18 protein-coding genes are annotated in these 18,575 nt (G+C 65.8%); 15 read left to right on the top strand and 3 right to left on the bottom strand.

The window, feature by feature from the left end; genetic code table 11:
• Window positions 1–49 precede the first annotated feature (49 nt).
• Complete coding sequence (locus I6F36_RS28580) at window positions 50–1,156, top strand: molybdopterin-binding protein (protein WP_036026618.1); 1,107 nt, start codon at window positions 50–52, stop codon at window positions 1,154–1,156.
• Window positions 1,157–1,169: 13 nt separating this feature from the next.
• The gene (locus I6F36_RS28575) at window positions 1,170–3,119 is read left to right on the top strand and encodes a molybdopterin biosynthesis protein (protein WP_225172637.1); all 1,950 of its coding nucleotides are present in this window, start codon (window positions 1,170–1,172) and stop codon (window positions 3,117–3,119) included.
• A gap of 13 nt (window positions 3,120–3,132) precedes the next feature.
• On the opposite strand, the gene I6F36_RS28570 is transcribed toward I6F36_RS28575, so the two are convergent.
• On the bottom strand, window positions 3,133–3,369 hold the full coding sequence (locus I6F36_RS28570) for a hypothetical protein (protein WP_057026158.1): 237 nt from the start codon (window positions 3,367–3,369) through the stop codon (window positions 3,133–3,135).
• A gap of 110 nt (window positions 3,370–3,479) precedes the next feature.
• On the opposite strand from I6F36_RS28570, the gene I6F36_RS28565 reads away from it, so the two are divergent.
• A complete protein-coding gene (locus I6F36_RS28565; protein ID WP_225172636.1) occupies window positions 3,480–3,779 on the top strand; it encodes a hypothetical protein in 300 nt (99 codons plus the stop codon).
• 5 nt (window positions 3,780–3,784) lie between these two features.
• Here I6F36_RS28565 and mobA read toward each other — a convergent pair whose 3' ends face one another.
• Entirely contained in the window at window positions 3,785–4,441 is a 657-nt protein-coding gene (mobA, locus tag I6F36_RS28560) for a molybdenum cofactor guanylyltransferase MobA (RefSeq protein ID WP_192893329.1), read from the bottom strand.
• The gene (gene fdhD / locus I6F36_RS28555) at window positions 4,422–5,312 is read right to left on the bottom strand and encodes a formate dehydrogenase accessory sulfurtransferase FdhD (protein ID WP_036011418.1); all 891 of its coding nucleotides are present in this window, start codon (window positions 5,310–5,312) and stop codon (window positions 4,422–4,424) included. Before fdhD ends, mobA begins: the two co-directional genes overlap by 20 nt.
• 206 nt (window positions 5,313–5,518) lie before the next feature.
• Between fdhD and mobB the strand changes: the two genes are divergently transcribed.
• The 12 genes from mobB (at window position 5,519) to I6F36_RS28495 (ending at window position 18,504) form a co-directional block, all read left to right on the top strand.
• Window positions 5,519–6,046, top strand: a complete 528-nt coding sequence (mobB, locus tag I6F36_RS28550; RefSeq protein WP_225139053.1) for a molybdopterin-guanine dinucleotide biosynthesis protein B — start codon at window positions 5,519–5,521, stop codon at window positions 6,044–6,046.
• Between the two features lie 9 nt (window positions 6,047–6,055).
• Window positions 6,056–7,312 (top strand): gephyrin-like molybdotransferase Glp, encoded by a 1,257-nt coding sequence (gene glp / locus I6F36_RS28545; RefSeq protein ID WP_225172635.1) that lies wholly within the window; start codon window positions 6,056–6,058, stop codon window positions 7,310–7,312.
• A 47-nt stretch (window positions 7,313–7,359) separates the two neighbouring features.
• Entirely contained in the window at window positions 7,360–7,593 is a 234-nt protein-coding gene (locus I6F36_RS28540; protein WP_036011410.1) for a sulfurtransferase TusA family protein, read from the top strand.
• 268 nt (window positions 7,594–7,861) lie between these two features.
• Window positions 7,862–9,568 carry an NADH-ubiquinone oxidoreductase-F iron-sulfur binding region domain-containing protein gene (locus tag I6F36_RS28535; protein WP_225142397.1) on the top strand — a complete coding sequence of 569 codons (1,707 nt, stop codon included), beginning with the start codon at window positions 7,862–7,864 and terminating at the stop codon, window positions 9,566–9,568.
• A complete protein-coding gene (fdhF, locus tag I6F36_RS28530) occupies window positions 9,565–12,333 on the top strand; it encodes a formate dehydrogenase subunit alpha (RefSeq protein ID WP_225172634.1) in 2,769 nt (922 codons plus the stop codon). The genes I6F36_RS28535 and fdhF overlap by 4 nt, the downstream gene beginning before the upstream one ends.
• Before the next feature lie 213 nt (window positions 12,334–12,546).
• Window positions 12,547–13,020, top strand: coding sequence for a Cys-tRNA(Pro) deacylase (gene ybaK, locus I6F36_RS28525; RefSeq protein ID WP_225172633.1), 474 nt, complete (start codon window positions 12,547–12,549; stop codon window positions 13,018–13,020).
• 18 nt (window positions 13,021–13,038) lie between these two features.
• Window positions 13,039–14,124: a HupE/UreJ family protein gene (locus I6F36_RS28520; RefSeq protein ID WP_036011399.1), complete on the top strand. Its 1,086-nt coding sequence runs from the start codon at window positions 13,039–13,041 to the stop codon at window positions 14,122–14,124.
• A gap of 161 nt (window positions 14,125–14,285) precedes the next feature.
• Window positions 14,286–14,729, top strand: coding sequence for a hypothetical protein (locus tag I6F36_RS28515; protein WP_036011397.1), 444 nt, complete (start codon window positions 14,286–14,288; stop codon window positions 14,727–14,729).
• Window positions 14,726–15,583, top strand: coding sequence for an alpha/beta fold hydrolase (locus tag I6F36_RS28510; RefSeq protein ID WP_225172632.1), 858 nt, complete (start codon window positions 14,726–14,728; stop codon window positions 15,581–15,583). The genes I6F36_RS28515 and I6F36_RS28510 overlap by 4 nt, the downstream gene beginning before the upstream one ends.
• 16 nt (window positions 15,584–15,599) lie before the next feature.
• Window positions 15,600–16,796 (top strand): ABC transporter substrate-binding protein, encoded by a 1,197-nt coding sequence (locus I6F36_RS28505; protein WP_225172631.1) that lies wholly within the window; start codon window positions 15,600–15,602, stop codon window positions 16,794–16,796.
• Between the two features lie 62 nt (window positions 16,797–16,858).
• Complete coding sequence (locus I6F36_RS28500) at window positions 16,859–17,740, top strand: NAD(P)-dependent oxidoreductase (RefSeq protein WP_225142406.1); 882 nt, start codon at window positions 16,859–16,861, stop codon at window positions 17,738–17,740.
• A gap of 8 nt (window positions 17,741–17,748) precedes the next feature.
• Window positions 17,749–18,504, top strand: a complete 756-nt coding sequence (locus tag I6F36_RS28495; protein WP_036011383.1) for an IclR family transcriptional regulator — start codon at window positions 17,749–17,751, stop codon at window positions 18,502–18,504.
• Window positions 18,505–18,575: the final 71 nt, after the last annotated feature.

Here is an 18,575-nt window from a genome sequence, read left to right as displayed (position 1 = left end):
GGCACCGCCGGCGGTTGCCAAACCGGACGATGCATGGTCCTCATGGCGCATGACCCAGCGCCTGCCGCCTTCGCTCACGCCGCTCGACACCGCGCTCGCCGCGCTGCTGCGGGGCGTTGATCCCGTCGCGCCGATGGAGGTGCCGCTGGCGGACGCAATCGGCTGCATCGCGGCGGGTGCGCCGCTGCTTGCCGCCTATCCTTCCCGGGATGTTGCGGCCGTAGATGGTTGGGCGCTATCTGCCAACGATCTCGTCGGGGCGTCCGCTTACTCGCCCGTGCCGCTGGCAATGGCTCCTGCATGGGTCGAGGCGGGCGAGGCGATGCCGGCGGGATGCGACTGCGTGCTCGATGCCGACGCCGTGGAGACGTCGGGGCCGCTTGCCCAGGTGCTCGCAGAGGGCGCGCCGGGGCAGGGTGTCAGGCGCGCAGGCAGCGACATCACCGCGCGTAGGGCCGTGGGGGACGCCGGCCATCCCATCCGTGCGGCGGACCTGTTGCTGGCGCGTGCGGCGGGCGGGGACAAACTCGCCGTGAGGCGGCCGCGGCTGCGCATAGTCAATGTGCCGGGTGGGACGGTCGCGGCGCAGACGATTGCCGGGATCGCGCACACAGCGGGACTGGATGTGGAAACGCGTCCAGCGCGTGCGCGCGATGCAGCGTCGATTGCCGATGCGCTCGATGCGTCCTCCTGCGATGTCCTGCTGACCATCGGCGGCAGCGGCGTCGGCCGCCAGGACGCCGCCATCGCCGCCCTCGCCCGGCGCGGCGAGGTGATGGCGCACGGCCTTGCGCTGCAGCCGGGACGCACCGCTGCGGTCGGACGGCTGGGACGAGTTCCCGTCGTCGCCTTGCCCGGCTCGCCCGATTCCGCGCTTGCAGCTTGGCTTGCACTCGCGCTGCCGCTCGCGGACCGTTTGTCGGCGCGTCGGCCGCGTCGAAAAGTGTCGCTGCCGCTTGCGCGAAAGATCGCCTCCAGCGTCGGCATCACGGAGATCGCTTTGCTGGCTGAGGAACATCGTGCCTGGATGCCGCTTGCCGTGGGCGAATGGCCGCTTCAGGCCATCGCCCGTGCGGACGCATGGCTGCTCATTTCCGCCAGCGACGAGGGATTTGCGGCAGGTACGCCGATCGATGCGTATCTGATGCGGGCGTGATAAGGGTTCTGGCATGACGATGATCCCGAAATCACCGGACCGCAGCGCGCTCGAGCAGGAGCAGTTCCTCAAGATCCTGTCGCGCGAAGAGGCCTTGGCGCGCTTCGAGGCGGCCTTGTTCCCGCGCGCGCTTCGAACTGAAACGCGCAAGCTCGCAGCCGCGCTGGGCGCTGCCCTCGCCGAAGATATCACGGCAACGATCGACGTGCCGCCGTTCGACCGCTCCAATGTCGACGGCTTTGCCGTGCGCTCCGCCGACCTTGCGGCGGCCGGCGAGGGCGCGCCCGTGCGCCTCGCGCTGAATGGCGAGACCGTTCATTGCGGGACCGCGCCGACGCTGCAGGTGGCGGCCGGAACCGCAACGGCGATCGCCACCGGCGGTCCGTTGCCGCGCGGCGCCGATGCCGTGGTGATGGTCGAGCACACCCAGCCGGCCGGCCAGGATGCGATCGATGTCCGTCGCGCCGTCTCGCCGGGGCAATTCGTCTCGTATGCCGGCTCCGACATCGCGCGGGGCGAGGCGCTGCTGCGCGCCGGCACCATCATCGGCTCGCGCGAGATCGGCATGCTGGCGGCTTGCGGCATCGCCGAGGTGGGTGTCGCGCGCAGGCCGCGGGTTGCCGTGATCTCCACCGGCGATGAGCTGGTTCAGCCCGGCGAGGTGCTCGGGCCCGCCGAGATCTACGATACCAATGGCGCCATCGTCGCGGCCGCGGTCGACGAAAACGGTGGCGAGGCCGTCTTCCTCGGCGCTGTTCCGGACGACGAAGCCAGGCTCGAAGCCGCCATGCGCAACGCGCTTGCGGAAGCCGACATGCTGGTGCTCTCGGGCGGCACGTCGAAAGGCGCGGGCGACCTCTCTCATCGCATCATCAGCCGGCTCGGCGCACCCGGCATCATCGCCCATGGCGTCGCGCTCAAGCCCGGCAAGCCGTTGTGTCTTGCGGTGTGCGACGGCAAGCCTGTCGTGATCCTGCCGGGTTTTCCGACTTCGGCGATGTTCACCTTCCACGACATGATCGTGCCGGTGCTGCGCAGGATGGCCGGACTGCCGCCGCGCTCTGATGCCAAGGTGAACGCGACCGTGCCGGTACGCATCGCTTCCGAGCTCGGCCGCACCGAATTCGTCATGGTCTCGCTGGTTGAGGGCAGGGAGGGCCTCATCGCCTATCCCTCCGGCAAGGGGTCTGGTGCGATCACGTCCTTTGCTCAGGCGGACGGCTTTCTGCGCATCGACGCACTTGCCGACCAGATGCCGGCCGGCACCGAGACCGAGGTGACGCTGTTCACGCCGCATGTGCGCGTGCCGGATCTCGTCATCGTCGGCAGCCATTGCACCGGCCTCGATCTCGTCACCGCACAGCTCGCGCATGCTGGTCTCACCGTGCGCTCGATCGCGGTCGGCAGCCTCGGCGGGCTTGCAGCAGCCAAACGTGGCGAATGCGATCTCGCGCCGATCCACCTGTTCGACGATAGAAGCGAGACCTACAACACGCCCTATCTCGTCGAAGGTCTCGAGCTCGTGCCAGGCTGGCGGCGGATGCAGGGCATCGTCTTCCGCAAGGACGACAAACGTTTCGAGGGCCTGAGCGCAAGGGATGCTGTTGCCGCAGCGCTCGCCGATCCCGCCTGCATCATGGTCAACCGCAACCAGGGCGCCGGCACCCGCATCCTGATCGACCGGCTGCTCGGCGGCGCGCGGCCGGAAGGCTACTGGAACCAACCGCGTTCGCACAATGCGGTGGCGGCGGCCGTCGCGCAGCACCGCGCCGACTGGGGCATGACCATTGCGCCGGTCGCCCACGCGGTCGGCCTCGGTTTCATTCCGCTCGCGGAAGAGCATTATGACTTCGCGGTGGTGAGTGCGCGAAAGCAACGGCCGGCAGTGCAGGCTTTTCTCGACGCACTCGGCTCGAACGCAGTGCGCGCCGCACTCGAGGGCGCGGGTTTCCGGCCCGCGTAGATATCAGCCAGGTCTACGGCTGGGGCGCTTGGTCGCTGGCGCTGGCGGCTTGATCGGATTGCTCGCGCCTGCGCTCCCGTTCCTCCGCCTCGGCCAGCGCACGACGCGCGGCAGGCGACAGCGGCTTCGGGTCGGGCGGAACCTGCACGATATCAGGCTTGCTCAGCTGCCTCGTGCGATCGATCGTCTCGGAGAGATCGAAGACGAAATCGACGAATTCGAAGATCGTATTCAAGAGAGGGGCGGCCATGGCTTCGTCCGGGGAATGTCCAGACCTGTGGTCGCTCCCGCTCCAGGTCCGGTTCAAGACGTCATGAACTTGGCGGGGCGCCGCAGCGACCAAGGAACATGAGCCAGGTCATGACTGCATCGACGCCCCTCAATTTCCGCAAGATCGCTGCTCTCGTCGCGGCGGCCGGAACGCTGTTCTGGCTCTACACCTTCCATTACATCGCGAATGTCCCGCCCGGAGACGGCAGCGGCTTTCAATGGCTCGCGGTGTTTCCGCTGGGCATGGTTTTCGGGGCGTTCTTCGTGCCGGCCTGGGTGCTGGTTGCGATCGGCCGTTTGCCGCGCTTCACCACTGCCGTCGGCATTTGCGGCCTGATCGCCTTCGCGATCATCTGGGCGCAGCTCCTCAACGAGTTTCCGAAATCATAGAGTCGCTAAGACGCGTCATCCAGCGCCGCCAGCCGCTCGGCCTCGGCGATGTCCTCGACCGTGTTGGCATTGAAGAACGGATCGAGCGGCTCGTTCGGCCAGGTCACCGTTGCGAGCGGATAGCGCGCGGTCCAGCGGTCGATCTTGCGGAGGTCTTCGTCCACGAGCGCGTGGCGCAGCTCCTCGCGCAAGGCGACGCGCCACAGGCCGATCACCGGATGCGACTGCTCGCCTGAGGCTGCGACCGCAAGCTGCGCATTCTCACGCGCGCGCGCCTCATGCAGGCGCGCGACGAGGTCGCGCGGCAGGAACGGGCAGTCGCCGGCGGCGCTGAGCACCCATTCGATCTGCGGCCGGTTCGCCGCGGCCCAGTCGAGCGCCGCGAGGATGCCGGCGAGGGGACCCGGGAAGCCGGGCACGTCGTCGGCGACGACCTGCAAGCGGAACGCCGCAAAGCGGGCGGGATCGCCGTTGGCGTTGAGGATCAGTCCGCTGCACTGGGGCGAAAGGCGCGCGATCACGCGTTCCAGAATGGTGCGGCCGCCGATGGTGCGCATCGGCTTGTCGCCGCCGCCCATGCGCCGCGCGAGCCCACCGGCGAGCAGCACGCCGAGAGTCGGCGGAACACGCGCCGCGGAAATGTCAGTCGTCACCGCCTTCACCCTTGCGCTTGTGCTTGGCCGATTCCTCTTCGACATAAGCGAGGTTCTGGTCGTAGACGATACGCTCTTCGCCTGCGAGCGCGATGAAGCGCTTGCCGCGGGTGCGCCCGACCAGCGTCAGGCCGACCTGCCTTGCCAGATCGACGCCCCAGGCGGTGAAGCCGGAGCGCGACACCAGGATCGGAATGCCCATGCGCACCGTCTTGATCACCATCTCCGAGGTGAGGCGCCCCGTTGTGTAGAGGATCTTGTCGGACGCGTCGACGCCGTGGCGGTACATCCAGCCCGCGATCTTATCGACGGCGTTGTGGCGGCCGACATCCTCGGTGTAGCAGAGCGGGGTGCCCTCCTTGCACAGCACACAGCCGTGGATCGCGCCGGCCTCGAGGTACAGAGAGGGCATGGTGTTGATGGTCTGCGTCATCTGGTAGAGCCAGGAGGTGCGCAGCTCCGCCTTCGGCAGCGCGACGCTTTCGACCGCTTCCAAGAGGTCACCGAAGGCGGTGCCCTGCGCGCAGCCGGAGGTCTGCGTGCGCTTCTTCAGCTTGGCTTCGAAATTGGTGTGGTGTGAGGTGCGCACGACAACCACCTGGAGGTCGTCGTCGTACTCGACCTCAGTGACCACGTCGTTATATTTCAGCATGTTCTGGTTCAGCAGGTAGCCGAGCGCCAGATACTCTGGATAGTCGCCGATCGTCATCATGGTGACGATCTCCTGGGCGTTCAGATAGAGCGTCAGCGGCCGCTCCATCGGCACCTTGATCTCGACCCTGGCGCCGGTCTGGTCGGTGCCGGTCACGCTCTGGGTCAGGCGCGGGTCGTCCGGATTGGGGACGATCAGGGGCACCGGGGCTTTGTCGATCTTCATCATGGCGGCGAGGTTAGCATGACATTCGGGTCAAGCCGATATAAGCATGGCGGGGAGAGAGCGAAATGCCTCGGCTCGTCATTGCGAGCGCAGCGAAGCAATCCAGAGTCTTTCCGCGGCGGCAGTCTGGATTGCTTCGCTGCGCTCGCAATGACGCGGAGGGGCCGCGGTTCCACAAGGGACCTGATCGTCACGGACACGGAGCTGGAATGAAAGTCATCGGCCTTGCAGGCTGGAGCGGTGCGGGCAAGACAACGCTATTGACGCGGCTGATCCCGCATTTCGACGCGCAGGGCCTGCGCGTCTCCGTGATCAAGCATGCGCATCACCAGTTCGACGTCGACGTGCCCGGCAAGGATTCCTGGCGCCATCGCGAGGCCGGCGCGGCGGAGGTTCTGGTGGCCTCGTCGAAACGCTGGGCGCTGATGCATGAGCTGCGCGGGGCGGCGGAGCCGCGGCTGCCGGAGCTGCTCGACAAGCTCTCCGCGGTCGATCTCGTCGTGGTCGAGGGATTCAAGCGCGAGCCGCACCGCAAGATCGAGGTGCATCGTGCCGCCAACGGCAAGCCGCTGCTGTTTCCGGACGATCCCGGAATTGCCGGGATTGCGACCGACGTCGCGATTGACACGAGGCTGCCGACTGTCCATCTCGACGATATCGAAGGCGCGGCGGCATTGATGATACGGGCGGCGATGCCGGTCGAGGAAGCGGTAGCAAGAAGCGCAGCGACACGCTGACGAGGCACCATGGCGCAACTGTCGGACGATTGCTTTGCCTTCGGCGGCCCGATGATGTCGGTCGACGAAGCCGTCGGCCTCATCACGACGCGCGTCAACGCCATCGTCGATCTCGAGACGGTGGCGCTGGTCGATGCCGACGGGCGCGTGCTCGCGCGCGATCTGGCCGCGCCTTTGCCGCTGCCGCCGTTCACCAACTCCGCCGTCGACGGTTACGCCGTGCGCAACGCCGACCTTCCGGCAAGCGCAGAGCAGGCCTTCCCGCTTGACGGCCGCATCCAGGCCGGCGGCCTTGCGCAAGCGCCGATCAAGCCCGGCCACACCGCGCGCATCTTCACCGGCGCCCCGATGCCGCCGGATGCGGAGACGGTCTTCATGCAGGAGGACGTCCGCATCGATGCTTCAGGCAGGATCGTGCTGCCGCCGGGGCTGAAGCCCGGCGCAAATGTGCGGCCCGCAGGCGAGGACATTCCCCAAGGTCAGGTCGCGCTGCGCGCCGGCCAGCGCCTGCGGCCGCAGCACGTCGCCCTTGCCGCCGCGTTCGGCCTGACAAGGCTCGACGTCGTCAGGCGCATCCGTGTCGCCGTGTTTTCGACCGGCGACGAGCTCGCCTCGCCCGGCGAGCCGCGCGCCGCCTCGCAATTGTTCGATTCCAATCGCTTCATGCTGATGGCGATGCTGCGGCGGCTCGGCTGCGAGGTCAGCGATCTCGGCATTCTGCGCGATGAGCGAGCGTCGCTGGCGCGCGGCCTGAAGCAGGTCGCAGGCGGCCATGACCTGATCCTCACCACCGGCGGCGTCTCGACCGGCGAGGAGGATCACGTCAAGGCGGCGGTGGAGAGCATCGGCTCGCTGGTGCTGTGGCGGATGGCGATCAAGCCCGGTCGTCCCGTGGCGATGGGCATCATCGACGGCACGCCGTTGATCGGACTGCCCGGAAATCCCGTCGCGAGCTTCGTGACATTCGTCCACGTGGTGCGCCCGACGGTGTTGGCGCTGGCGGGCGCCTTGCCGGAGCCGCTCTTGGCGATCCCGCTGCGCGCGGCGTTCACCTACAGGAAGAAGTCCGGCCGGCGTGAATATGTGCGCGCCTCGCTGCGGCGCGCGCAGGACGGCGGGCTTGAGGCGATCAAGTTCCCGCGCGAAGGCGCCGGGCTCCTATCCTCGCTGGTCGAGACCGATGGCCTCGTCGAGCTCGGCGAGGACATTACGAATGTCGAGCCGGGGCAGGACGTGGGCTTCCTGCCCTACGCCAGCCTGATCTGATGCCTCCTAACGTTGACGCAGCCGCTCCGCCTCGCCATGGTGCGGCCATGACCAGGACGACACTCGATCTCACCGGGTTGAAATGCCCGTTGCCGGCCCTCAAGACGCGGAAGGCGCTCAAGCCGCTCAAGGCAGGGGACCAGCTCGAAGTTCACTGCACCGATCCGCTCTCTGTGATCGATATTCCCAATCTGATCCGCGAGACCGGCGACAAGGTCGAGATCACCGAGCGCAACGAGGCGCGCATCGTGTTCCTGGTCGAAAAGAGCGACGCCCCGTAGAAAGGCGAATGTTCACGGCGGCGGCCTTTGCGCTCCGCCGCGCCTCAAGCGAAGTCGATAGGACTTCGCTATCGCAGCATGAGACGCCTTTATTGATCTCCCGGCCAATTCGGGCTTGGCTCGGCCTTGCTCAAGAACGCAGGGCCGGTGCTGGGCTCTGTTGAGCCGTGCAGCGTAACCACTTCCGCGAGCGTGATAATTTTCTTGGCATCTGGCATGCCAGAGGATAGAAGTGGAGTTCTGATAAGGATGAGATCGAGACGAAGCGATGAGCCACGAGGACGTGCACAAGGTCCGCTCCTTCGAGCATCCCGGTGAGGGACGCCGACGCGCCAAGGCGACCCCCAAGGGGCGGCAGGTCGATCCCACGGCCGCGCACGAGATCGAGCTGTTGCTCGGCGACAGGCCGCGGCGGCGCGATCTGTTGATCGAATATCTGCACCTGATCCAGGACAAGTATCACCAGATCTCGGCGGCGCATCTGGCTGCGCTCGCCGACGAGATGAAGCTCGCCTTCGCCGAGGTGTTCGAGACGGCGACCTTCTACGCGCATTTCGACGTGGTGAAGGAAGGCGAGCCCGACATTCCCCCGCTGACGATCCGCGTCTGCGATTCGCTCACCTGCGCGATGCTTGGCGGCGAGAACCTGCTCGAAGATCTGCAGAGCGCGTCAGGTCCTGGCATCCGCGTCGTGCGCGCGCCGTGCGTCGGCCGCTGCGACACGGCGCCGGCCGCCGAGGTCGGGCACAATTTCGTCGACCACGCGACCGTCGCCGATGTGATGGCGGCGGCAAAGGCCGGCGATACTCATACGCATCTGCCCAAATATACCGAGTACGATGCCTACGTCGCGGGTGGCGGCTACAAGCTGCTCAATCGTCTGCGCTCCGGCGAGTTGTCGAAGGACGATCTCCTGAAGGCGCTCGACGACGCTTCGCTGCGCGGCCTTGGCGGCGCCGGCTTCCCGACCGGGCGCAAATGGCGCGCCGTGCTCGGCGAGCCCGGGCCGCGGCTGATGGCGATCAACGGCGACGAGGGCGAGCCCGGCACGTTCAAGGACCGCTATTATCTCGAAACCGATCCGCATCGCTTCATCGAGGGCATGTTGATCGGCGCCCACGTGGTGCAGGCGAGCGACGTCTACATCTATCTGCGCGACGAATATCCGGCCTCGCGCGAGATCCTCCAGCGCGAGATCGCAAAGCTTCCGTCGAGCGGCCCGACGCTGCATCTGCGGCGCGGCGCCGGCGCCTACATCTGCGGCGAGGAATCCTCGCTGCTGGAGAGCATCGAGGGCAAGCGCGGCCTGCCCCGGCACAAGCCGCCTTACCCGTTCCAGGTGGGCCTGTTCGGCCTGCCGACGCTGATCAACAATATCGAGACGCTGTGGTGGGTGCGCGACATCGTCGAGAAGGGCGCCGATTGGTGGAAGGGCCATGGCCGCCACGAGCGTCACGGCCTGCGCAGCTTCTCGGTCTCGGGCCGCGTCAAGAATCCCGGCATGAAGCTCGCGCCCGCGGGCATCACCGTGCGCGAGCTGATCGAGGAATATTGCGGCGGCATGGCCGACGGCCACCAGTTCTACGCCTATCTGCCGGGCGGTGCGTCCGGCGGCATTTTGCCTGCAGCGATGGACGACATCCCGCTCGATTTCGGCACGCTGGAGAAATACGGCTGCTTCATCGGCTCGGCTGCGATCGTGATCCTGTCGCACAAGGACAGCGTGCGGTCGGCCGCACTGAACCTGATGAAGTTCTTCGAGGACGAGAGCTGCGGCCAGTGCACGCCGTGCCGCGTCGGTACCCAGAAGGCGGCGCTGCTGATGCAAAGGCCGGTCTGGAACCGTGCCTTGCTGGAAGAATTGAGCCAGGCGATGCGCGATGCCTCGATCTGCGGGCTCGGACAGGCGGCATCGAATCCGCTGTCTTCCGTGATCAAATATTTCCCTGACGAGTTCAAGGAAGCCGCCGAATGACCAAGATCACGTTCGAACTCGACGGCAAGCAGGTCGAGGCCAAGCCCGGCGAGACCATCTGGCAGGTCGCAAAGCGCCAGGGCCGCGACATTCCGCACCTCTGCTATTCGCCGGCGCCGGACTATCGCCCCGACGGCAATTGCCGCGCCTGCATGGTCGAGATCGAGGGCGAGCGCGTGCTGGCTGCGTCCTGCAAGCGCACGCCGTCGGTCGGCATGAAGGTGAAGACCGAGAGCGCCCGCGCGACTGCTGCGCAGAAGATGGTGATGGAGCTGCTGGTCGCAGACCAGCCGGCGCGCGAAACCAGCCACGACCCGGAGTCGAAGTTCTGGCACTGGGCCGAGACGACAGGCGTCACCGAGAGCCGCTTTCCCGCCGCCGAGCGCTGGGCCACTGATGCCAGCCATCCGGCGATGCGCGTCAATCTCGATGCCTGCATCCAGTGCGGCCTGTGCGTGCGCGCCTGCCGCGAGGTCCAGGTCAACGACGTCATCGGCATGGCCTACCGCAATGCCGGCGCCAAGATCGTGTTCGACTTCGACGACCCCATGGGCGAGTCCACCTGCGTTGCCTGCGGCGAATGCGTGCAGGCCTGCCCGACCGGCGCCTTGATGCCGGCCGTGATGCTCGACGACAAGCAGACGCGCGTCACCTATGCCGACAAGAAGGTCGATTCGCTCTGCCCGTTCTGCGGCGTCGGCTGCCAGGTCACCTATGAGGTCAAGGACGAGAAGGTGATCTATGCGGAAGGCCGCGACGGCCCCGCCAATCACAATCGTCTCTGCGTGAAGGGCCGCTTCGGCTTCGACTACATCCACCATCCGCATCGCCTGACGAAGCCGCTGGTGCGGTTGCCGAACGCGAAAAAGGATGCGAACGATCAGGTCGATCCGGCCAATCCGTTCACGCATTTCCGCGAGGCGAGCTGGGAGGAAGCGCTCGACATCGCCGCCAAGGGCCTCGTCAAGATCCGCGACGAGAAGGGCGTGAAGGCGCTGGCCGGCTTCGGCTCGGCCAAGGGCTCGAACGAAGAGGCCTATCTGTTCCAGAAGCTGGTGCGCACCGGCTTCGGCTCCAACAACGTCGATCACTGCACGCGCCTCTGCCACGCTTCGTCGGTCGCGGCGCTGTTCGAAGGCCTCAGCTCGGGCGCGGTGTCGGCACCGTTCTCTGCCGCCATGGACGCCGAGGTCATCATCGTGATCGGCGCCAATCCGACTGTGAACCATCCGGTTGCGGCGACCTTCATCAAGAACGCGGTCAAGCAGAACGGCGCAAAACTGTTCGTTATGGATCCGCGCCGGCAGTCGCTGTCGCGTCACGCGACCAAGCATCTGCAGTTCAAGCCCGGCTCCGACGTCGCCATGCTGAACGCGATGATCAACACGATCATCACTGAGGGCCTGACCGACGACCAGTACATCGCCGGCTACACCGAGGGTTTCGAGGACCTCAAGGAGAAGATCAAGGAGTTCACGCCGGAGAAGATGGAGCCGATCTGCGGCGTCCCGGCGCAGACCTTGCGCGAGGTGGCGCGCACCTATGCGCGCGCGAAATCGTCGATCATCTTCTGGGGTATGGGCATCAGCCAGCACGTCCACGGCACCGACAATGCGCGCTGCCTGATCGCGCTCGCGCTGATCACCGGCCAGGTCGGCCGTCCCGGCACCGGCCTGCATCCGCTGCGCGGCCAGAACAACGTGCAAGGCGCCTCCGATGCCGGCCTGATCCCGATGTTCCTGCCGGACTACCAGCCGGTCGGCCGCGACGATCTGCGCGGCAGTTTCGAAAAGCTCTGGCAGCAGGATCTCGATCCCGTCCGCGGCCTGACCGTGGTCGAGATCATGAACGCGATCCATGCCGGCGAGATCACGGGCATGTATATCGAGGGCGAGAATCCCGCGATGTCCGATCCCGATCTGCAGCACGCGCGCCATGCGCTGGCGATGCTCGATCATCTCGTGGTGCAGGACCTCTTCGTCACCGAGACCGCCTTCCATGCCGACGTGATCCTGCCGGCCTCGGCTTTCGCCGAGAAGGACGGCTCCTTCACCAACACCGACCGCCGCGTGCAGCTGGCGCGTCAGGTGATCAAGCCGCCCGGCGATGCGCGCCAGGATCTCTGGATCATCCAGGAGATCGGCAAGCGCATGGGCCTGCCGTGGAACTATGCCGGACCCGGCGACGTCTTCACCGAGATGGCAGAGCTGATGCCGTCGCTGAAGAACATCACCTGGGAGCGGCTGGTGCGCGAAGGCGCGGTGACCTATCCGGTCGACGCTCCGGACAAGCCGGGCAACGAGATCATCTTCACCACGGGCTTCCCGACCGCGAGCGGCCGCGGCAAGATCGTGCCGGCCAAGGTCATCCCGCCGGACGAGATTCCCGACGACGAATATCCGATGGTGCTCTCGACCGGCCGCGTGCTGGAGCACTGGCACACCGGCTCGATGACGCGCCGCGCCCAGGTGCTCGACCAGATCGAGCCCGAGGCGGTCGCGTTCATGTCGCCAAAGGACATGCGCAAGAAGAAGCTGGTGCCCGGCGATTTCATTCGCCTGGAGACCCGCCGTGGCGCCGTCGAGGTCAAGGTCCGCTCCGACCGCGACGTGCCGGAGAACATGGTGTTCATGCCGTTCTGCTACGCCGAGGCGGCGGCGAACCTGCTCACCAACCCGGCGCTGGACCCGTTCGGCAAGATCCCGGAGTTCAAGTTCTGCGCAGCGCGGGCCGAACGCGCCGTGATGCAGGACGCGGCGGAGTAGGGGAATGCCCCGTCATCGCGCACGAGGCTTGCCACAAAACCGGTGTCATGCCCCGGCCTGACCGGGGCATCCAGTACGCCGCGGCCCATCGATTCAATCGCAAAGTCTCGGAGTACTGGATCGCCCGGTCAAGCCGGGCGATGACAGTGAATGCGTGGTGCCAGCTTTCCCACTCCGCTTCGCTCCTCGCCATGACGGTGGTAAATACCGGTCATGTCCAAAGTCACCCCCGCCACACGCGCACTCACGGCCGCCGGTGTTGCTTTCACGGTTCACACCTACGACTATGACCCCGACGCCGAGAGCATCGGGCTCCAGGCGGCGGCCGCGCTCGGCGAGGAGCCGGCGCGCGTCCTGAAGACGCTGATGGCGCTGGTCGACGGCAAGCCGGTGTGCGTGGTCGTGCCGTCCGACCAGGAGGTCTCGATGAAGAAGCTGGCGGCGGCGGCGAGCGGCAAGTCGGCGCAGATGATGAAGCCGCCCGAGGCCGAGCGCGTCACCGGCTACAAGGTCGGCGGCATCAGCCCGTTCGGGCAGCGCAAGCCTGTGCGCACCGTGATCGAGCAGAGCGCGCTTGCGCATGATCTCGTCTATCTCAATGGAGGCCAGCGCGGCTTGCAGGTCCGGCTGAAGCCGGCCGATGCGCGGGACGTCCTGAACGCCGTGGTGGCGGATGTGCTGGCGTGAGCGCGATGGAGCGGGATCATGAGGCGGCTGCTTCTGGCGGGGTTCTGGGTGCTGCTCGGCATCGCTTTTCCGGCAGAGGCACATGAGGTCAATCTCGTCACCGCGCGCGTGGGGCTGAGCCCTGATCGCTCGGTGAGCGTCGAGCTCGGGTTGAAGGGCAGCGATGTCGATCGCCTGATCGGTACGAAGATCTATGATCCGAGACGGGACGCGGTCGATCCTGTCGCGGTCGAAGCGGCCAAGCCCGCGATCCTTGCCTATATGGGCACGCACCTGGCTGTCACAGGTGGTGCCAAGGCCTGTGTTGCCGGAGATGCCGCGATCTTGGCCGACGGCGACGGCGTCGTCTATCGCAACAGCTTTGCCTGCGCCGACGCCGCCGGCGATCTCATCTATCGTTCCACCGTGCTGACCGAGAAGGACAAGGCTGCTCGACAAGTCGTGCTGATTGCGCAGGGGCGGTCGGAAACGCAGGCCTTGCTCGACGCCGGCAACACGACGGTCACGCTTTCAACCGCGCCGCCGTCGCTGTGGTCGACGATGCAGCGCTATGTCATCACCGGCATCGAGCACATCTTCCTCGGTTACGATCACATCGCATTCCTGATCGCGGTGGTGCTGTGGGCGCGACGGCTCATGCCCGTCGTCAAAATCGTGACGGCCTTCACCATTGCCCATTCAATCACCTTGTCGCTGGCCGCGCTCGATGTTCTCGTGATTCCGAGCAGCATCGTGGAGCCTGCAATTGCGGCCTCGATCGTCTTCGTGGCTGTGGAGAACTTCTTCTCGCGCGACGTCGACAGGCGCTGGCGCGTGGCTTTTCTGTTCGGCTTGATCCACGGCTTCGGCTTCGCGGGGGTGCTGCGTGACATCGGGTTACCGCCAAACACAGCCGTGCCGGCGCTTGCCGCTTTCAACATCGGCGTCGAGATCGGGCAGGTCGCGATCGTTGCGGTCGCGTTGCCGACCCTCCGTCTCGCCGATCGATGGAGCGGAGGGGACCGGTCCGAACCGGTGAGGGCGGCGGGGCTGGTTTACACGTTCTCTGCCATGATCGGCCTGCTCGGCGGCTATTGGCTGGTCGCGCGCGTCTTCGAAGCTTGAAATCAAGCGGTCTCTCTCGCGCGGTCGGCCTGCTTCCGCCACGGCGCGCGGCCCCACGGCTCCTGCGCACTTGAGTTCGCTCACAAGCCCTGTATAGAAACTGGAATAGAAATAGAATATCGTTCTGTACAATAGAACGAACGCAATTGAGGGACGAGACAATGGAATTCGAACGCGTCCGGCAGGACGACGGCTCACCGGTGCCATTCACGCCCGATGCCGTCATCGAAGCCTTCAAGGCGATTCCCGATTTGCTGATCCGCGACGAGGCCCTCACTGCCCGTGGTCGCTGGCTCGATGTGGATTGCCTGCTCGGGCCGAGCACGCAGCCATTCCACCTCGCCATTCGGGCCGGTCGGATCGTCGACATGGCGCCGGCGCCAGTGCTGATGCGTTCCTGGCGCTTCTCCTATCGCGCGACGCCCGCCGCGTTCGCCGCATATTGGCAACGAATGCCGCCGGCGGGATGGCACGATCTGCTGGCGTTGACCAAGCGCGGGCAGGCGACGCTCGAAGGCGATCTGCATCCGTTCATGGCGTACCTTCAGTATTTCAAGGATCTTCTGGCGCTACCGCGGCGCAGCGGGTTCGGAGGCGCGTCATGAACGGCTTCATCGAGCCGATTGTCGGGCGCTACGTGCACGTCGAGATCGATGGCGAGGTCAACAGGATCTATTTCGAGGAGAACGGCAGCGGCATTCCCCTGGTTTGCCTCCACACCGCCGGCTCCGACGCGCGGCAGTGGCGTCATCTGCTCGTGGACGACGAGTTCACGAGGCATTTCCGAGTCATCACCTTCGACATGCCCTGGCATGGTAAGTCCAATCCCCCGGACAGCCGATATGGCAGCGAATACCGGCTGACCACCGCGAGCTACACGGCGACGATCCGCGCCTTCTGCAGCGCGCTTGGGCTGGAGCGGCCGGTGGTGATGGGTTGCTCGATCGGTGGCCGCATCGTGCTCAATCTCGCCATTGCGCATGCTCACGAGTTTCGCGCTCTGATCGGCCTTGAGGCCGCCGACTTCCAGCAGCCCTGGTACGAAACGACCTGGCTGAACCGGCCCGATGTTCATGGCGGCGAGGTCTGCGCCGCGCTGGTATCGGGATTGATCGCGCCTGGCGGTCCTGAGGGTGCGCGCAACGAGACATTGTGGGGCTACAAGCAGGGCGGACCCGGCATCTTCAAGGGCGATCTTTATTTCTATCGCGTCGATGGCGATCTGCGTGGTCGCACCGGCAACATCGACGTCAACCAGTGCCCGCTCTATCTGCTGACCGGCGAGTACGATTTCTCCTGCACGCCGGAGGACACGCTGCGGACCGCCGCCGGGATTCCCGGTGCGAAGGCGGTCGTCATGGAGCGGCTCGGCCACTTTCCGATGAGTGAGAACCCGGATCAGTTCCGCCGCTACATCGCGCCGGTGCTGCAAGACATTCTCGACAAGCAAAGTTCGTAAACGGGAGGCGTATGTTATGAAGTTGCATTGGATGATGGCGGCCGTTCTGGCCGCGCAGACGGGTGCCGCGGTCGCGGCCGACAATGTCATCAGGATCGGCGTTCTCAACGACCAGTCCGGTGTGTTCGCCGACAACGGCGGGCGGGGCTCGGTCGCGGCGGCAAAGCTCGCCGCCGAGGACTTCGGCAACGAGCTGCTCGGCAAGAAGATCGAAATCATTTCCGCCGACCACCAGAACAAGCCGGACATCGCATCGGCCACCGCCCGCAAATGGTTCGACAATGAGGGTGTCGACATGATCGCGGACGGCGCGGCCTCGTCGGCCGGCTTTGCCATCCTCGAAGTCGCCAAGCAGAAGAACAAGATCTTCGTGGTTTCCGGCCCTGGCTCGTCCGATTTCACCGGAAAATCCTGCTCGCCCGTCAGTTTCCACTTCAACTACGACACCTATGCGCTGTCGAAGCTGACCAGCGACGCGATCACGCGGGCTGGTGGCAAGACCTGGTACTTCGTGACGGCCGACTACGCCTTTGGTCACGCGCTGCAGCGCGATGCCACCAAATTCATCGAGGCGGCCGGCGGCAAGGTGATCGGTTCGGCCGCGCATCCGCTCGGCACCGCTGATTTCGCGTCCTTCCTGTTGCAAGCACAGGGCTCGAAGGCCGATGTCGTCGGTCTTGCGACGTCGGGCGCGGACGTACAGACCGCGATCAAGCAGGCGGGTGAATTCGGCATCGTCGAGGGAGGCCAGAAGCTCGCCGGCCTGCTCGTCTTCATCACGGACGTGAACTCGCTCGGTCTGAAGGTCACCCAGGGCCTGCAGGTGACGACATCGTTCTACTGGGATCTCAACGAGGAAACCCGGGCCTGGTCGAAGCGCTACGCCGCGCAGATGGACGGCAAGGTCGCGAGCATGGTGCAGGCCGGCGTCTATAGTGGCGTGCGCCACTACCTCGCCGCCGTGAAGGCAGCCGGCACCACCGAAGGGACGGCGGTCGCCGCCAAGATGCACGAGCTGAAAGTCAACGACATGTACAATAAGGACGTTGCGATCCGCCCCGACGGGCGCGTGCTGCACACGATGCATCTGGTGCAGGTGAAGAAGCCGGAAGAATCCAGGTACAAATTCGACTATTACCGGGTTGTCAGCTCGAAGCCCGGCGAAGAGGTGTTCCGGCCGATGAGCGAAGGCGGTTGCCCGCTGGTGAAGTGACTGCGTCGGCCGGACAGGGGTTATACCTGCCCAGCCGCCCGATTTCGAGGAGAGTTGAAGGAATGTCTGGTTCGATTGGGTTCATCGGTCTCGGCGTCATGGGCGAGCCGATCTGCCGCAACCTGTTGCGCAAGAGCGGCCGGCCGGTGCTTGCGTTCGACCTTTCCGTGGAGCCGTTGGCGCGTATCGTGGCTGACGGAGCGACGGCGACGACGTCGATCGGGGATGTTGTCGCCGGCGCACAGACGGTCTTCCTGTGCCTGCCCAGCGCCAAGCACGTCATGTCGGTCTTCGAGAGCATCCTGCCGGCGGTCAAGCGCGACCAGACTGTGATCGATCTCGGCACGTCCGACGTCGGCCTGACCCGTTCATTCGCGAAGCAGCTCGCGGAGAAGGGCGCGCTCTGGATCGATGCGCCGATCGCGCGCACCCGCCAGGCAGCCCAGGACGGCACGCTCAGCGTTATGGTCGGCGCGACAGCCGAGCAGTTCGCCGTGGTCGAGCCGCTGATCCGGCATTTTGCGACCGACGTCACTCTCTGTGGCGGAACCGGCGCAGGCCAAGTGACGAAGATCCTCAACAACATGGTGCTGTTCGAGACGGTGAATGCGCTGGCGGAGGCCGTCGCGCTTGCCAAGCACAGCGGCGTCGAGCCGAAGCTGCTGCTGGAGACGTTGTCCAAGGGGTCGGCGGACAGTTTTGCCCTGCGCAATCACGGCATGAAGGCGATCGTCGCCGGGGAGTTTCCGCTGCGGGCGTTCTCCACTGAATATGCAATGAAGGACCTCTCCTATGCGCTGGAGCTCGGCGCGCAGGCTGGGCTCAACCTGCGCGGTGCCGCGCTTATGCGCACCATCTTCCAGGAGACGATCGACAAGGGGATGGGGGATGCTTACTTTCCCGTCATCGCTAAGCTCATCGATCCCTCCGGATTCCCCCAATAGGAAACGCCATGCCTTCGCCCGGTGTCGCCGCCGTCGACCGCGCTCTGACGATCCTTGCCGCGTTCGAGGATGCCCCGGAGCCGATGACGCTGGCGGAGCTTGCCAAGCGCACCAAGATGTACAAAAGCACGCTGTTGCGGCTGATGGCCTCGCTTCAGGAATTCGGCTACCTCGTGCAACTCGCCGACGGCCGCTACCATCTCGGGCCGACGCCGTTCCGGCTGGGTGCGGTGTACCAGCGCAACAACAATCTGCATGATCGGGTGATGCCGCTGCTGCGCCAGCTCGTGGCCGACGGCACCGAAAGTCCGTCGTACCACGTGCGGCATGATGCCAAGCGCCGGCTCTGCGTGTTCCGCGTCGATTCCCAACACTCGACGCTCGACCGCGTCGAGGCCGGCATGCTGCTGCCGCTGGAGCGCGGGGCGGCGGGCCGGGTTATTCTCGCCTTTGACGGTGAGAAAGGCGCGACCTATGACGCGATTCGCGAGGGCTGCATCGCAGTGTCGTTCGGGGAGCGCGATCCGGATTGTGCCGGGCTGGCCTGCCCCGTGTTCGGGTCCGGCGGCAAGTGCGTCGGCGCCTTGTCGCTCTCGGGGCCGAAGCCGCGCTTCACGAGAGACAATATCAAGACGATGGCGTCGCTGTTGCTGAAGGCAGCCATCCGCCTGACGCGCACGCTGGGCGGTCCGACCGAGATCCTCGACAATGCCTTATCGGCTTTGGCTGAAGACGCGCGTCCAGCGCGCAGGGCGAGGCGCTAGTTGTCGACAAAATGCGCAACGCTGGAAGGTCGAGCATGCCACTGACGGACAGAATTTCTCCAATCTCGCGT

The sequence above is a fragment of the Bradyrhizobium sp. BRP19 genome (genome assembly GCF_020194195.1).
Lineage (GTDB): Bacteria > Pseudomonadota > Alphaproteobacteria > Rhizobiales > Xanthobacteraceae > Bradyrhizobium > Bradyrhizobium yuanmingense.
This window is presented reverse-complemented; position numbering and strand designations above follow the sequence as displayed.

Coding starts and splice junctions, on each gene's coding strand:
- I6F36_RS28580 (WP_036026618.1), top strand. CDS start 50: ATGACCCAGCGCCTGCCGCCTTCGCTCACGCCGCTCGACACCGCGCTC.
- I6F36_RS28575 (WP_225172637.1), top strand. CDS start 1,170: ATGACGATGATCCCGAAATCACCGGACCGCAGCGCGCTCGAGCAGGAG.
- I6F36_RS28570 (WP_057026158.1), bottom strand. CDS start 3,369: ATGGCCGCCCCTCTCTTGAATACGATCTTCGAATTCGTCGATTTCGTC.
- I6F36_RS28565 (WP_225172636.1), top strand. CDS start 3,480: ATGACTGCATCGACGCCCCTCAATTTCCGCAAGATCGCTGCTCTCGTC.
- fdhD (WP_036011418.1), bottom strand. CDS start 5,312: ATGATGAAGATCGACAAAGCCCCGGTGCCCCTGATCGTCCCCAATCCG.
- mobB (WP_225139053.1), top strand. CDS start 5,519: ATGAAAGTCATCGGCCTTGCAGGCTGGAGCGGTGCGGGCAAGACAACG.
- glp (WP_225172635.1), top strand. CDS start 6,056: ATGGCGCAACTGTCGGACGATTGCTTTGCCTTCGGCGGCCCGATGATG.
- I6F36_RS28540 (WP_036011410.1), top strand. CDS start 7,360: ATGACCAGGACGACACTCGATCTCACCGGGTTGAAATGCCCGTTGCCG.
- I6F36_RS28535 (WP_225142397.1), top strand. CDS start 7,862: ATGAGCCACGAGGACGTGCACAAGGTCCGCTCCTTCGAGCATCCCGGT.
- fdhF (WP_225172634.1), top strand. CDS start 9,565: ATGACCAAGATCACGTTCGAACTCGACGGCAAGCAGGTCGAGGCCAAG.
- ybaK (WP_225172633.1), top strand. CDS start 12,547: ATGTCCAAAGTCACCCCCGCCACACGCGCACTCACGGCCGCCGGTGTT.
- I6F36_RS28520 (WP_036011399.1), top strand. CDS start 13,039: ATGAGGCGGCTGCTTCTGGCGGGGTTCTGGGTGCTGCTCGGCATCGCT.
- I6F36_RS28515 (WP_036011397.1), top strand. CDS start 14,286: ATGGAATTCGAACGCGTCCGGCAGGACGACGGCTCACCGGTGCCATTC.
- I6F36_RS28510 (WP_225172632.1), top strand. CDS start 14,726: ATGAACGGCTTCATCGAGCCGATTGTCGGGCGCTACGTGCACGTCGAG.
- I6F36_RS28505 (WP_225172631.1), top strand. CDS start 15,600: ATGAAGTTGCATTGGATGATGGCGGCCGTTCTGGCCGCGCAGACGGGT.
- I6F36_RS28500 (WP_225142406.1), top strand. CDS start 16,859: ATGTCTGGTTCGATTGGGTTCATCGGTCTCGGCGTCATGGGCGAGCCG.
- I6F36_RS28495 (WP_036011383.1), top strand. CDS start 17,749: ATGCCTTCGCCCGGTGTCGCCGCCGTCGACCGCGCTCTGACGATCCTT.